The sequence below is a fragment of the Nonomuraea sp. bgisy101 genome (genome assembly GCF_057708945.1).
On sequence record NZ_JBYITD010000010.1, the window covers coordinates 149,111 to 162,178 of the forward strand.

General features: G+C 71.5%; 15 protein-coding genes. 10 read left to right on the top strand and 5 right to left on the bottom strand.

The genetic code is table 11. The features are described 5' to 3' along the window. Positions 1 to 4: 4 nt before the first annotated feature. Together AC3EO4_RS20465 and AC3EO4_RS20470 are read right to left on the bottom strand one after the other, a co-directional pair. Positions 5 to 400 (bottom strand): hypothetical protein, encoded by a 396-nt coding sequence (locus AC3EO4_RS20465; RefSeq protein ID WP_431897124.1) that lies wholly within the window; start codon positions 398 to 400, stop codon positions 5 to 7. Between the two features lie 37 nt (positions 401 to 437). Continuing rightward, positions 438 to 944, bottom strand: coding sequence for a VOC family protein (locus AC3EO4_RS20470; RefSeq protein WP_379574893.1), 507 nt, complete (start codon positions 942 to 944; stop codon positions 438 to 440). A 40-nt stretch (positions 945 to 984) separates the two neighbouring features. Between AC3EO4_RS20470 and AC3EO4_RS20475 the strand changes: the two genes are divergently transcribed. From AC3EO4_RS20475 to AC3EO4_RS20490, 4 genes are all read left to right on the top strand, one after another. Continuing rightward, the gene (locus AC3EO4_RS20475) at positions 985 to 1,434 is read left to right on the top strand and encodes a MarR family winged helix-turn-helix transcriptional regulator (protein WP_431897125.1); all 450 of its coding nucleotides are present in this window, start codon (positions 985 to 987) and stop codon (positions 1,432 to 1,434) included. A 61-nt stretch (positions 1,435 to 1,495) separates the two neighbouring features. After that, the gene (locus tag AC3EO4_RS20480) at positions 1,496 to 1,681 is read left to right on the top strand and encodes a hypothetical protein (protein ID WP_379574895.1); all 186 of its coding nucleotides are present in this window, start codon (positions 1,496 to 1,498) and stop codon (positions 1,679 to 1,681) included. Positions 1,682 to 1,746: 65 nt separating this feature from the next. Then, positions 1,747 to 2,883 carry a xylose isomerase gene (xylA, locus tag AC3EO4_RS20485; protein WP_379574896.1) on the top strand — a complete coding sequence of 379 codons (1,137 nt, stop codon included), beginning with the start codon at positions 1,747 to 1,749 and terminating at the stop codon, positions 2,881 to 2,883. Continuing rightward, a complete protein-coding gene (locus AC3EO4_RS20490; RefSeq protein WP_431897127.1) occupies positions 2,880 to 4,385 on the top strand; it encodes a xylulokinase in 1,506 nt (501 codons plus the stop codon). The genes xylA and AC3EO4_RS20490 overlap by 4 nt, the downstream gene beginning before the upstream one ends. On the opposite strand, the gene AC3EO4_RS20495 is transcribed toward AC3EO4_RS20490, so the two are convergent. Continuing rightward, positions 4,346 to 5,011 (bottom strand): hypothetical protein, encoded by a 666-nt coding sequence (locus AC3EO4_RS20495; protein WP_379574898.1) that lies wholly within the window; start codon positions 5,009 to 5,011, stop codon positions 4,346 to 4,348. The genes AC3EO4_RS20490 and AC3EO4_RS20495 overlap by 40 nt on opposite strands. Positions 5,012 to 5,057: 46 nt before the next feature. Then, positions 5,058 to 5,453 (bottom strand): hypothetical protein, encoded by a 396-nt coding sequence (locus AC3EO4_RS20500; RefSeq protein WP_379574899.1) that lies wholly within the window; start codon positions 5,451 to 5,453, stop codon positions 5,058 to 5,060. A 159-nt stretch (positions 5,454 to 5,612) separates the two neighbouring features. Here AC3EO4_RS20500 and AC3EO4_RS20505 point away from each other — a divergent pair, with 159 nt between their 5' ends. The 3 genes from AC3EO4_RS20505 to mptB all read left to right on the top strand — a co-directional run bounded on the left by AC3EO4_RS20505 (position 5,613) and on the right by mptB (position 8,353). Then, positions 5,613 to 5,960 carry an STAS domain-containing protein gene (locus AC3EO4_RS20505; RefSeq protein ID WP_379574900.1) on the top strand — a complete coding sequence of 116 codons (348 nt, stop codon included), beginning with the start codon at positions 5,613 to 5,615 and terminating at the stop codon, positions 5,958 to 5,960. Further along, positions 5,954 to 6,673 carry a glycosyltransferase family 2 protein gene (locus AC3EO4_RS20510; RefSeq protein WP_431897345.1) on the top strand — a complete coding sequence of 240 codons (720 nt, stop codon included), beginning with the start codon at positions 5,954 to 5,956 and terminating at the stop codon, positions 6,671 to 6,673. Before AC3EO4_RS20505 ends, AC3EO4_RS20510 begins: the two co-directional genes overlap by 7 nt. 240 nt (positions 6,674 to 6,913) lie before the next feature. Continuing rightward, a complete protein-coding gene (gene mptB / locus AC3EO4_RS20515; protein WP_431897129.1) occupies positions 6,914 to 8,353 on the top strand; it encodes a polyprenol phosphomannose-dependent alpha 1,6 mannosyltransferase MptB in 1,440 nt (479 codons plus the stop codon). On the opposite strand, the gene AC3EO4_RS20520 is transcribed toward mptB, so the two are convergent. After that, positions 8,253 to 10,442: an alkaline phosphatase family protein gene (locus tag AC3EO4_RS20520; RefSeq protein ID WP_431897131.1), complete on the bottom strand. Its 2,190-nt coding sequence runs from the start codon at positions 10,440 to 10,442 to the stop codon at positions 8,253 to 8,255. The genes mptB and AC3EO4_RS20520 overlap by 101 nt on opposite strands. A 69-nt stretch (positions 10,443 to 10,511) precedes the next feature. Between AC3EO4_RS20520 and AC3EO4_RS20525 the strand changes: the two genes are divergently transcribed. Genes AC3EO4_RS20525 through pheA form a run of 3 tightly spaced genes read left to right on the top strand, consistent with a single transcriptional unit; the run spans position 10,512 to position 13,063 of the window. After that, a complete protein-coding gene (locus tag AC3EO4_RS20525; RefSeq protein WP_431897133.1) occupies positions 10,512 to 11,696 on the top strand; it encodes a glycosyltransferase 87 family protein in 1,185 nt (394 codons plus the stop codon). A 13-nt stretch (positions 11,697 to 11,709) separates the two neighbouring features. Then, positions 11,710 to 12,126 carry a DUF4446 family protein gene (locus AC3EO4_RS20530; RefSeq protein WP_379574904.1) on the top strand — a complete coding sequence of 139 codons (417 nt, stop codon included), beginning with the start codon at positions 11,710 to 11,712 and terminating at the stop codon, positions 12,124 to 12,126. A gap of 13 nt (positions 12,127 to 12,139) precedes the next feature. After that, positions 12,140 to 13,063 carry a prephenate dehydratase gene (gene pheA, locus AC3EO4_RS20535; protein ID WP_431897134.1) on the top strand — a complete coding sequence of 308 codons (924 nt, stop codon included), beginning with the start codon at positions 12,140 to 12,142 and terminating at the stop codon, positions 13,061 to 13,063. Positions 13,064 to 13,068: the final 5 nt, after the last annotated feature.

Genomic DNA, 13,068 nt, shown 5'->3' on the forward strand with positions numbered 1-13,068 from the left:
CGCCTCAGAGGGCCTCGCGGCAGGGGCCGCAGACCTGGGTGCCTGAGGTGACCGTGCCCGTGCAGACGTCGGGCTGCTCGGGGTGCCTGAAGCACAGGCACTGGCAGGCGGTCTCCTGCTCCTCGACGTCCCAGATCCCCTCGGTCTGCTCGCCGATGAAGCCGGCGTTGTCGAAGAAGTCGGCCAAGGGCCGCAGCACCGCCTCCCCCAGCGGCCGGAGAACCTGCATGAACGTGGCGGCGATGGGGCCGAAGGTGTCCGACATCTCCCGCAGGAGCTCGGGCGTGCTGTCCGTCTTCTCCTCCGGAGGAGCCCAGCGCATCGAGTCCGCGCTCAGGCTCTCCCAGTCCTCCACCACGCCGTCGATGGCATCGAGTACGTGATCAGGGTCGCTTCGCATGGTCGTGCTCCAAACAGACTGTTCGGATACCACCAGGTTACGCGAAGGACACGCCCACGCCCCCGCGCGTCCGAGCACCGTAGCGCTCGATCTCGGCGGCCAGGTCCAGCGGCTTGATGGCCGAGCGGCCGGCGAGCACCTCCTCGGTGATGAGCTCGGCGGGCAGCAGCCACGAGACCTCGAACTCCAGCCCGTCGGGGTCCTTGGCGTACAGGGCCTTGGTCGTGGAGTGGTCGGACGCGCCCGCCAGCGAGCCGAGCTCGCTCAGCTTGACCGCGATGCGCTGGAGCTCCTCCAGCGTGTCGACCTCCCACGCCAGGTGGTAGAGGCCGACGGTCGAGCGGCCCGCGGAGGAGGGGCCCGCCTGCGCGCCGATCTGGAACAGCCCGAGGTCGTGGTCGTTGCTGGAGCCACCCGCCTGCAGGAAGGCCGCCCCCGGCATGCTCATGACCACGTCGAAGCCGAGGGCCTCGCGGTAGAAGGCGACGCTGCGCTCCACGTCGCGCACGTAGAGAACGGCATGGTTCAGGCGTTGTACTGGCATGACACCCAATATAGATGAGAGTTCAAGTAAACTGTAGAGCATGACCCGATGGCTGGACGACGACGAGCAACGCACCTGGCGCAACTACATGGCGGTGACCCAGCTCGTCCAGGAGGCGCTCGACCGGCAGCTCCAGCGCGAGGCGGGCATGCCGCACACCTATTACATGATCCTCGTGGCCCTCTCCGAGGCGCCCGGCCGCTCGATGCGCATGCACGAGCTGGCCCGCAGGGCGCAGTCCTCCCAGAGCCGCCTGTCCCACGCGGTCGCCCGGCTGGAGGAGCGCGGCTGGGTACGCCGCGACCCGTGCGCGGCCGACCGGCGTGGCAACGTCGCCCAGCTCACCGACGCCGGGTTCGCCGCCCTCGCCGCCGCCGCGCCCGGCCACGTCGAGGAGGTACGGCGCAGCCTGTTCGACGCCCTCACGCCCGAGCAGGTCGCCCAGCTCGACGACATCTGCGCGGCGGTGCGGAAAACCCTGGAGTCGTAGCGCGAAACTGTCGGCGGCACGCCGTACCGTACCCCGGGGGAATTCTCGAGAAGGGCGAGCCATGCACGACGACAAGCAACTCTTCCAGGCGGTCCACCTGATCGCGGCCAGGTTCGCGGGGCAGCCCGTGCACGTGGTCATGGCCGCGTTGAGCAGCCACCTCCCTCAGGCGCCCGGCATCTCGGGCCCCGAGATCCGCAGGATCGCCGAGGAGATCAGCGTGGGCCGCGACCCGTCGGGGCTGTGACGCCTTGACCTCCCGGGACATTCGTCTCAGGATTAGGCGGTAGTCCAAACTAATTGGGAGCCGCCATGTACGAGCCCACCCCTGAAGACCGCTTCACCTTCGGCCTGTGGACGGTCGGCTGGCAGGCGCGCGACCCGTTCGGCGACGCCACCAGGGCACCGCTCGACCCGGTGGAGAGCGTGCACAGGCTGGCCGAGCTCGGCGCCTATGGCGTCACCTTCCACGACGACGACCTGCTGGCCACCGAACCCGACAGGGACAGGGCGGTGGCCGCGTTCAGGAAGGCACTGGCCGAGACAGGGCTGAAGGTGCCGATGGCGACCACCAACCTGTTCACCCACCCGGTGTTCAAGGACGGCGCCTTCACCAGCAACGACCGCGACGTGCGCCGCCACGCCATCCGCAAGGTCATCCGCAACCTCGACCTGGCCGCCGAGCTGGGCGCGACGACCTACGTGTGCTGGGGAGGCCGCGAGGGCGCCGAGTCCGACGCGGCCAAGGACATCAGGTCCGCGCTGGCCCGCTACAAGGAGGCCATGGACGTCCTGGCCTCCTACGTGATCGACAAGGGCTACGACATCCGGTTCGCGATCGAGCCCAAGCCCAACGAGCCGCGCGGCGACATCCTGCTGCCGACGATCGGCCACGCGCTGGCGTTCATCAACTCCCTCGAACACCCCGAGATGGTCGGGCTCAACCCCGAGGTCGGCCACGAGCAGATGGCGGGCCTCAACTTCGTCCACGGCATCGCGCAGGCGCTGTGGCACGGCAAGCTCTTCCACATCGACCTCAACGGCCAGCACGGGCCGCGCTACGACCAGGACCTGGTCTTCGGCCACGGCGACGTGAAGAGCGCGTTCTTCCTGGTCGACCTGCTGGAGCACGGCGGCTACGACGGCCCGCGCCACTTCGACTACAAGCCGCCGCGCACCGAGGACGCCGCTGACGTGTGGGTGTCCGCGGCCGCCAACATGCGCACCTACCTGATCCTGAAGGAGAAGGCCGCGGCGTTCAGAGCCGACCCCGAGGTGCGGGAGGCGATGGCCGCCAGCAGGGTGTCCGAGCTGGCCGTCCCCACGCTCGCGCCCGGCGAGACCTACGACGACCTGCTGAGCGAGGAGGCTCCCGACGCCTCGCGCGGCTACCATTTCAGCCGCCTCAACCAGCTCGCGATCGAGCACCTGCTGGGCGTGCGGGGGTGACGCTCGTCGCGGGAGTCGACTCCTCCACCCAGAGCTGCAAGATCGTCATCAGGGACACCGCCACCGGCGATCTCGTACGGCAGGGCCGCGCCTCCCACCCAGACGGCACCTCGGTGGACCCCGCGCACTGGTGGACGGCGCTCCAGACGGCCATCACGCGGGCGGGCGGCCTCGACGACGTGGCCGCCATCAGCGTGGCCGGCCAGCAGCACGGCATGGTCTGCCTCGACGAGTCGGGCCGGGTCGTGCGCGACGCGTTGCTGTGGAACGACACCCGCTCCGCCGCCTCCGCGGCCGACCTGGTGGCCTCGTTGGGCGCGGAGGCGTGGGCCGACGCCGTGGGCAGCGTGCCCGTGGCCTCGTTCACGATCGCCAAGCTGCGGTGGCTGGCCACCCACGAGCCCGACCACGCCGCCCGCACCGCGGCCGTGTGCCTGCCGCACGACTGGCTCACCTGGCGGCTCATGGGCTCCTGCGGGCTGGAGAGCCTGACCACGGACAGGGGCGACGCCTCGGGCACCGGCTACTGGTCGCCCATCACCGGCGCCTACCGCGAGGACCTGCTCAAGGCCGCCTTCGGCACCGTCCCCCTTCTCCCCCGCGTGCTCGGCCCCCTCGACTCCCCCGGGACGACCGGCCGCCTCGAGCCCTCCACACCGCCCACCCCGGGCGCCTCCACCGAGTCCGGCGGTATCACCGGGGCCTCCGCGGGGTCCGGCGGCGTCTCTTCGGAAGCGGCCCGCGTGGCGGACATCCCTGAGGGGATCCTGCTCGCCGCGGGCACGGGCGACAACATGGCCGCCGCCCTGGGCGTGGGCGCGCTGCCCGGCGACGTCGTCGTGTCCATCGGCACGTCCGGCACCGCGTTCGCGGTCGCCGACACGCCCAGCCGTGACGCCGGGGGCGCGGTGGCGGGTTTCGCCGACGCCACGGGCCGCTTCCTGCCGCTGGTGTGCACGCTCAACGCGGCCAGGGTCCTCGACGCGGCGGCCGCGATGCTCGGCGTCTCGCTGGACGAGCTGGGCTCGCTGGCCCTGCAGGCGCCTCCGGGAGCAGACGGGCTGACGCTGGTGCCGTACCTGGAGGGTGAGCGCACACCCAACCTCCCCAGGGCCACGGGCGCCGTCCACGGCCTGCGCCTGACCACGTCCACGCCCGCCCATCTGGCTCGCGCGGCGGTCGAGGGCATGCTCTGCGGCCTCGCCGACGCCCTCGACGCGCTCGGACTGTCCCCCCAGCGGGTCCTGCTGATCGGCGGCGGCGCGCGGTCCGAGGCGGTCAGGCGCATCGCCCCCACCGTCTTCGGCCGTCCCGTGATCGTCCCGCCTCCCGGCGAGTACGTCGCCGACGGAGCGGCGAGACAGGCGGCATGGCTGCTGTCGGGCGGCGCGGAACCCCCTGCCTGGTCGACGGGCTCGCCCGCGATCCACGACGCCGACCCCACCCCGGGGCTGCGCGAGCGCTACTCGGAGGCCAGGGCGATGACGTTCGGCAACGCCTGACGCTCGCGCCGCGTGAAACCGTACGGCGTCGCCCATGTCCGTCCCCAGACCTGACGCCATCGGTCGTCCATCCGCTCGCGCTCCTCCGGGCTGGGCGAACGGGCGTATCCACGCGGCGCGACACCACAGCGCGGACACACCTCCGTCGCCGGCCGGGGCGTCTCGCAGGCCAGGCAGGCCCGCCGATCGGTCGCCCCCACCGCGTATGCGGCGACGAGCCTCGCGATCACCGCGACCAGGCCGTCGCGTGGGTACACGTCCAGATCGGGGCAGTGGAGCAGACCCGACCATCCGGGTGGATACGCCTCGTCGGCCCCGCGGGGGATCCGGTGCCCGCGGGACTTCGACTCCCGCCTGCGCAGCGCGACCGTCTCCATGTGGAGCAGCCACAACCGGCGGGCGGCCTCCAGCTCGTCCAGCGCTCGTTCGAGGGACTCGGGATCGTGCTCCAGCCGTTTCGGGATCCGGGCGCTGACCGTCAGGTGATGCCACGTGGCGCGGAAGCCGTAGGGGGAGAAGCGGCGCGCGCACTCGTGCAGCGCGGACAGCCGATGACCGATCGGGAGGCTGCGGTCGCGGACCTTGCGGGCCGGCGAGGGGAATCCGGGCACGTAGCGCAGTCTCACAGCATGCTCGTTCTGCTGCCACGGCGGAGCGGGCGGGGGAAGCCCGTCAGGCCGACTCGGACAGGTCGCTGGACTCTTCGAAGGAGTCGGTGAACGCGCGGTACGTCGGGCACGGCCAGCGCCACATGCAGCTTCTGCACCGCAGGATCGGATGGGCGGCGTCGCTGGTGATGCCGCCCGCGTCGCGCGGCTGGTGCAGGTCGAGCAGCCGCAGCCCGAGCTGGGCGAACATCAGCAGGTCGTCGCGGGCGTCGGCGAGGAAGTCGAGGTCCTCGGATGACAGTCGGGTGCGGACAGGAACGAACCCATCCAGATTGACCAGGCTGCGCAGGCGTCTGGTCTCCTCACGCCACGAGGCGGACTTCTCGGCGCGCAACATCAGGACCTCGAGGCGCTCGCGTAGCCGACGGCGGTGCGGGTCCTCTAGGTGATCATCGTTCATCTACTTCCTCCCCCGACGGGCCGGGCGCGCACCGGTTTCGTAGTGTCAAGCTTCGCGTACTCTGCGTTTTCATGAGGCCCAAACGGGGGACAAAAACCCGACCGCCCCCTATCGGCGTGAGAACGTGACCCAGAGCCTCAGCGCCGCTAGCCTGCCCATGTGGAGCTCAAGGTCTCGACTCGATCACATGCCGGCCACGCCCTCGTGGCGATCGCCGGTGAAATCGACCTGTACACGGCGCCCCGCCTGCAGTCGGAGTTCACCCGGCTACTGCAGGAAGGGCCCACCCGTGTGGTCATTGACATGTCCCTGGTGGATTTCTGCGATTCCACAGGGATGAACGTGCTGCTCTCGGCGCTCAAGCGGATGAGGGAGCGAGGCGGGCAGTTCGAGGTCGCCGCGCCTCGGCCTGCCGTACGGAAGATTCTGCAGGTCACGGGCCTCGACTCGGTCTTCACCGTGCACGAGGAAGTGCCTGAGGAGCTGTTGATCTCCGAGGGATCGTGACGGACACAGCGGTCGTCATCCCCGCCAGGGACGAGGCCGAACGCATCGGCGCGACCGTGGCCGCGGCCATGGACCTGCCGGGCGTCGACCTCGTCGTGGTCGTCGACGACGGCTCGACCGACCAGACGGGCCGGGTCGCGCGCGCGGCGGGCGCCAGGGTCGTACGGCACAGCCGCAACCGCGGCAAGGCCGGCGCCATGGAGAGCGGTGCCGAGGCGGTGCGGCTGCTCGACGGGCCGAAGCCCAGGCACCTGCTGTTCCTGGACGCGGACCTCGGCGACACCGCCCGAGCCGCCTCCGCCCTGGTCGAGCCCGTACGCGCGGGGGCGGCGGACATGACCATCGCGGTCTTCGCCACCCGGGTCAAGCTGGGCGGCCACGGCATCGTGGTCCGCCTGGCGCGTGACGGGATCAAACGGGCCTCCGGTTTCACCGCCGCCCAGCCGCTCAACGGGCAGCGCTGCCTGACCAGGGACGCCTTCGAGGCGGCCCGCCCGCTGGCGCACGGGTTCGGCGTGGAGACGGCGCTGACCATCGACCTGGTGCGCAAGGGGTTCAGGGTGGCGGAGGTCGAGGTCGACATGGCCCATCGCGCGACCGGGACCGACTGGCGTGCGCAGGTGCACAGGGCCAGGCAACTTCGGGATGTGGCGCTGGCGCTCGCCGCCCGCGAGCCGGTGATCAGGGACAACCTGGCGAAGATCCGCCTCTGAGCCCTTCCCCGCCGGACCACGGCCCACAGGTCTGACCCCGCCGCGCCCGCCCAGAGGCGTCGTCGGGAACTCCTGGGGCGATGGAGGACGGCGGGACGAGGGTGGCCGGGGTCTCCCGAGGGCCGGGGTTGTCGACCCCAGGCGGGAAGGTCCCCGGCTCGGCGGCTGGAGGCGACCAGTTCCTCGAAGGTTCTGTACGTCGGGGCGTGAGTGCTGCTGATGATGTGCTGGAATTTCCGGGTGACATCGCAGGCGGGAACCGAGCCCAGGCCCACGCCGGCCGTGTTCGGCGCCTCCGCGCTCATCGCCGTGTCCGTCCTGCTGACGGCCACGATCGGGCTGCTCGGCCCCTCGGCGATGGTTCCCGGGCTGGCGGGTCCCGGATGGCAGCCGCCGTACTCGCTGGACCTTCACCCCGAGCCCCACCTCGTCGTCGCGTTCGGGGCGCTCGCCATCGTCGCCGGGGGGCTCGGGCTGCTCGCGGCGCTCGGCGGCCGCTGGATCCCGCCCGTGCGGTTCGTGCGCGGGCTGGTCATGGCGGGCTGTGCCGCCGCCGTGGTGCTCGCCTTCCTTCCACCGTCGGGCTCGGCCGACCATCTCAACTACGCCGCCTACGGGCGCATGGTCACGCTGGGCCTCGACCCCTACGTCCACGGCGCGGTCGACCTCCCTGGCGATCCGGTCGCGGCGGCCGTGGAGCGGCCCTGGCGGGAGGAGCCCAGCGTCTACGGCCCCGTCGCCACCGCGGTGCAGGCGCTGGCGAGCTGGGTCGGCGGAGACTCCGTCCGGCTGACGATCTTCGTGCTCGCGCTGGTCAACTCCGCCGCGTTCATCGCGACAGGGCTGCTGCTCGACCGTTTCACCCGTGACGACCCGGCCCTGCGCTGGCGGGCGGCTCTGCTGTGGACGGCCAACCCGCTGCTGCTGTACCAGCTCGTCGCCGGGCTGCACGTGGACACGCTGGCGATCGTGTTCATGGTGGCCGCGCTGGTGCTGAACGGCACGGCAGGAGCGGGGGTGATGCTGGGGCTCGGGGTCGCGGTGAAGCTCAACGCGGGCCTCGTCGCGCTGGGCCCCGCGTGGGAGTTGCGCCGCCGACCCAAGCGGCTCGCGCTGGTGGCGGGGTCGGCGCTGGCCGTGGCGGGCGCGGGCTATCTGTGGGCCGGCGGCCACGCCTTCGACCAGGTGAGCAGGGCGGGCAAGGCGATCTCGCTGGCCTCGTTCTGGAGGCTCGTCCAGGGCTTGCTGCAGGCCGTCGTCGGCACCGGCAGCGCCTACAGGGGCGAGATCCAAGTCGGCGCGTTCGTCGTGATGGCGCTGCTGGCGTGGGCGCTGTTCAGGCTCCAGCGGCCGCCCGCCGACGCGGTCAGGGTGGCGGCGGTGCTGGTCGTGGCCTACGTGTTCGCCACGCCGTACATCCTGCCCTGGTACGACGGGCTGGCGTTCGCGTTGGTGGCCATGCTGGCGGCCACGGGAGTGGAGCCGTTCCTTGTCGCCCATCTGACGCTGCTGTCGCTGGCCTACCTGCCGGCCAGGGTCGAGGGCCAGTCGCCCGATCTGGCCTGGCTGACGACCGTCGTCAGGTCGCAGGTGGCGCCGTGGACGCTGCTGGCGTTGACGGCGGGTCTTGGGTGGTGGGCGTGGCGAGCTGGAGCGCGCGCACGCAGGCGGCCAGAGTGAGCGGCACGGCGACCGTCAGCGCCATGGCGGGGATCGCGATGCCGGAGTCGTTGACGAGGAATCCGACGAAGGCGCAGGTCAGCGCACCGAACAGTCCGGCGCGCAGGGTCGGCGCGAACCCGTAGGCGCGGCCGAGGGCCGAGGCGCCCCACCGCGAGGGCCGGTCCAGCACGAGGAACAGGAACGCCAGCGCCACGAGCGACAGCAGGGTCAGCTGCCAGTTGCCCACGGTGATGCCGATCATCGAGCTGAACTTCCGCCACACCACGGTCATCGCCTGCCCGTCGATGATCTGCTGGACGAACGTGCCGAGGTGGGTGCGCTGGTCGGCGGGCCGCAGCCAGTCGGCGAAGGCGATGGCCCCGATGAGGGCGGCGCCCACGAGGCCGACCAGGAGCAGCTTCAGCAGCGACACCTTGCGGCCCGACAGCAGGATGAGGAAGACCGCGAGCCCGATCATGAACGCGGGAACCCCGCCGAAGTCGGCGCCCCATCCCGGCCAGCCGTCCGCGAACACGGCGAAGCCGCCGTAGGCGGCGCACAGCAGTACCACCAGGGTCCTGCCGAGACGGCCGAGCAGCCATTGGGCGACGCCCGCGAGCGCCAGGATCGTGCCGGTCGCGCACACAGCGAAGGCGATGTTGCTGAAGCCGTAGAAGCGGCCCCCGGTGACGGGCTCGTAGCCGGTGACGGCGTTGACCTGCAGCTTCGAGCCGGTCATCACGTCGATGACGAGTGTCAGCGAGGTGATGCCCGCGACGACGGTGAGCGGCCCGAGCACGTGCGAACGCCATGGACCCGCGAAGGCGAGCCCCGTGATGAGCCCGGCGAAGGCGAGGATGGTGACGATCAGCGCGATCATGGGTCCGGCCACGCTCCACCACGGCACGAGCTGGGCGAGGAAGGTGGACACGGCGACGGCCCCGCTGAGCACGGCGACCACCTGGACGGCGACGAGCACCCGCGAGGACGCGGCGTCGAGCTCGGTCCCGGACGACGACGACCTGCGGCGGCGCAGGACGATCGCGGCGAGGGCGTAGAAGAGCACCTGCACCGCCACGAAGACGGCGAAGAACGGCCCTCGCACCTCGCGGAGCACCTTGCTGGCGAGGTTCTGGTCGGCGAGCACGGCGACGGTCTCCTCGACGGAGGCCGGCGCGGCGCCGTCGTTCTCCCATGTCCGCCCGACCACTCCGTCGGGGCGCTCGATCCCGAGCAGGCGCAGCGCGGTGGCGGTCAGGTCGGTGATCGTGACCAGCGCGTCCTGGCGGGTGGAGGCGGCGGTCAGCAGCCCGTGGCGGAACGGGCCTCCCTTGGCGACGGCGACGTGGAGCTGGGCCGCTCCCGAGGTGTCGGACAGGCCGGCGACGAGGATCGTGGTATCGGCAGGGAGCCTGTCGACGAAGGCGCCGATCTGGTGGTCGGCTTCGAAGACGGCCGTGACACGATCCATCGTGTCGAGATCCGCGGGGATGCCGTCGGCGTCGCGCCGCTCGGCGCTCCAGCTCTCGGCGAGCGCGTCCGCCTCCATCACGAGCAGGTCGAAGGAGGCCGGATCGGCCAGCGCCTCGGGGGTGTCCGCGTAGTGCGGCACGCGTCCCGCCTTGTCGGCCGCGCCCAGCGCAGCGCCGGGGCCGACGGCCGCCACCGTGCCGCCCGCGTCGGCGACGGCCTGGCCGAGCGTGCCCAGAGCCGCGTTGTAGCCGGTCGTCCCCTGGAAGCCGGTCAGCGCGGCCCAGTCGGGAACGACCCCGCCGACGGGAGGGCGGGGCGGCTCGCAGCCGGGGGCGCCGGCCCGCTGGCCTGCCGAGACCGTCAGCCACCCGGCCATGGGGCACGAGGTGCCCCTGTTCGGCGGCGGCACCACCCGGGTGGACAGCGAGGCGGACGCGCCCTCGCCGACCAGCCGCCACAGCGCCGGGGTGATCTTGGGGTCCAGCGGGTCGTTCCATTGCAGCCCCGGCACCCCGATGATCGCCACCCGGCCCCGCTCGGGGGCGTCGGCCGCGAGCGAAGAGCTCGCCCCCATGACGGTGGCGAGCACGGCGAGCAGGCCCAGGCACAGGCGTGCCAGGGTACGGTGCGGCATGGCGGGACCCCCGGTGGTCGGCACAGTCGACGCTCTCGATCGGTTGGAGCCACGGTAACGTGCCACATCGTGACAGGTGGTGCGGTGCCCTCGTTCGGGCGACGGTGGTGGCTGTGGCCGCTGGCCGCGGTCCTCGTCGCGCTGGCGGTGTGGCCGCTGGTCGAGACGTGGCTGACCAACGCCGACGACCAGCGCCTGGTGGACCTCGACGTCTACCGCACGGGCGGGCGGATGGTGCTGGAGGGGCGGGCCGTCTACGACTTCATCACCCCCGCGCCGCAGCTGCTGCCGTTCACCTATCCGCCGGTCGCGGCGCTGCTGGCCGTACCGCTGGCGTGGATGTCGTGGGAGACCGCGCAGTGGGTGTGGACGGCCGGCGTCTTCGCCGCGCTGGCCGTGACGGTGGGCTTCGCGTTCCGGCAGGTCATCAGGAACCCGCTGGTGTTCGCGTTCCTGATGGTGGCGTGCGCCTACCTGATGCCGATCCGCGACCAGGTGCGCTTCGGGCAGGTCGACATCCTGCTCGTGGCACTGTGTCTGGCCGACTGCGCGGCGAAGCGGCCGTGGTGGCCTCGCGGGCTTCTGATCGGGCTTGCCACGGCGGTGAAGCTCACCCCCGGCGTCTTCCTGATCTACCTGCTCGTCACGAGGCAGTGGAAGACGTTCTGGATGGCGACGTTCAGCACGGCGCTGTTCACGCTCATGCCGTTCGCGGTCATCCCGCGCGACTCGGCCGACTTCTGGTTCAGGGCGCTGCTCGACCCCGAGCGCCTCGGCGCCAACGCCGCCACCACCAACCAGTCGATGCGCGGCATGCTGATCAGGCTCTACCTGGGCGAGGGCGTGACGACGGCGCTGTGGCTCGCGCTCGTGGCCGTCGTCGGGTGGTACGGCTTCCGCTTCGCCCGCGAGGCGCTCGACAGGGGCGACCTCATGACCTCCGTCGCGCTGGTCGGGCTGATGGCCGTGCTGCTGTCGCCCGTGGCGTGGATCCACCACCTGGCGTGGGTGGTCGTCGTCCTGGGCGCGCTGGTGGGCAACGGCCACGACGTCGTACGGCTGCGCGTGGCGACCGGCGTGTGGCTCTTCTACGTGGTGCCGATCCCCTGGTGGGGGGTGGCGATCAAGGCGGCGGACATCCCGGTCGTCAGCCCCGTCATCGGAAAGATCGTGCAGAACGGGTTCGGACTCGGCGCGATCGCCCTGGTCTGGCTGTTGGGCGTCTGGTTGCCCAAACGACGCCAGATCTTGTGACACTCTTGGTGATGTGCTGATTACTCTCTGGATCGTCGTGGGCGTCCTCGCCGGGGTCAGCGGCGTCGTCATCGGCTATCTCGCGCTCAGGCAGGCGCGCGCCGCCGTCGACGACTGCCAGCAGATGATCACCAGGCAGGCCAGCGAGAGCAAAGGGGATCTCAAGGCCATCCGCGACGTGGCGGTCTACCGTTACGACGCGCTCCAGGAGATGACGGGCCGCCTCTCGTTCTCCATCGCGATGATCAACGGGCTGGGCGACGGCATCGTGCTCACCTCCATCAACGGGCGCTCCGAGACCCGTACCTACGTGCGTCCCGTGGTCGGCGGCAAGGGCGCCCAGCCGCTGTCGCCCGAGGAGGAGGAAGCCGTGCGGGCGGCCAGGCTCGGTCTCGGCCCCGAGTTCGAACCACAGATGGCGAGGCGTTGACTACTCTGTAGTCATGTCTCCTCGACTCGCCTATCTCGGGCCCGAGGGCACCTTCACCGAAGAGGCCCTGCGGCTCATGGAGCCCGGCGCCGAGCGCCTGCCCTGCGCGACCGTCAGCGCGGCGCTCAACGCGTGCCGCGCGGGCGAGGCCGACGGAGCGGTCGTTCCCCTGGAGAATTCGCTCGAGGGCGCGATCACCACGACGCTCGACGAGTTCGCCTGGGGCGAACCGCTGCTCATCTCGGCCGAACTGCTCCTGCCCGTGCAGTTCTCGCTGCTGGCCAGGCCCGACACCGAGCTCAGGCACATCAAACGCGTCTACACCCACCCCGCCGCGATCACGCAGTGCAGGGGGTTCATCGCCCGCGAACTGCCCGACGCGGTCGTCGTCGCCGCGCCCTCCACGGCCGCCGCCGCGCAGGAGGTGTCGCTGCCGGGCTCGCCGTACGACGCGGCGATCGCGGCCCGCATCGCGGGCGAGCACTACGGCCTGGTCGAGATCGCCGCCAACATCGGCGACAGGTCCGACACGGTCACCCGCTTCGTGCGGGTGTCCCGCCCCGGGCCGCTGCCCGAGGCGACCGGATCCGACCGCACCACGCTCGTGGTCTTCCTCGCCGACGACCACCCCGGCGCGCTGCTGGAGATGCTGACCGAGTTCTCCGTGCGCGGCGTCAACCTGAGCCGCATCGAGTCGCGACCGACCGGCGAGGGCATCGGGCGCTACTTCTTCCACTTCGACTTCGAGGGGCACGTGTCCGACGCGCGCGTCGGCGAGGCGCTCTCGGGGCTGCACAGGATCTGCGGCGAGGTCCGTTTCCTCGGCAGCTATCCGCGGGCCGACGGCGTGGCTCCCCAGATCAAGCGGGGTACGGCGGACGCCGACTTCGCCGAGGCCGGCGCCTGGCTGACCAGGATCAGGTCCGGCCAGGTCTGAGCGCC

Excerpts from the sequence above, each read along its gene's own strand:
- AC3EO4_RS20465 (WP_431897124.1), bottom strand. The coding sequence starts at position 400 with ATGCGAAGCGACCCTGATCACGTACTCGATGCCATCGACGGCGTGGTG.
- AC3EO4_RS20470 (WP_379574893.1), bottom strand. The coding sequence starts at position 944 with ATGCCAGTACAACGCCTGAACCATGCCGTTCTCTACGTGCGCGACGTG.
- AC3EO4_RS20475 (WP_431897125.1), top strand. The coding sequence starts at position 985 with ATGACCCGATGGCTGGACGACGACGAGCAACGCACCTGGCGCAACTAC.
- AC3EO4_RS20480 (WP_379574895.1), top strand. The coding sequence starts at position 1,496 with ATGCACGACGACAAGCAACTCTTCCAGGCGGTCCACCTGATCGCGGCC.
- xylA (WP_379574896.1), top strand. The coding sequence starts at position 1,747 with ATGTACGAGCCCACCCCTGAAGACCGCTTCACCTTCGGCCTGTGGACG.
- AC3EO4_RS20500 (WP_379574899.1), bottom strand. The coding sequence starts at position 5,453 with ATGAACGATGATCACCTAGAGGACCCGCACCGCCGTCGGCTACGCGAG.
- AC3EO4_RS20520 (WP_431897131.1), bottom strand. The coding sequence starts at position 10,442 with ATGCCGCACCGTACCCTGGCACGCCTGTGCCTGGGCCTGCTCGCCGTG.
- pheA (WP_431897134.1), top strand. The coding sequence starts at position 12,140 with ATGTCTCCTCGACTCGCCTATCTCGGGCCCGAGGGCACCTTCACCGAA.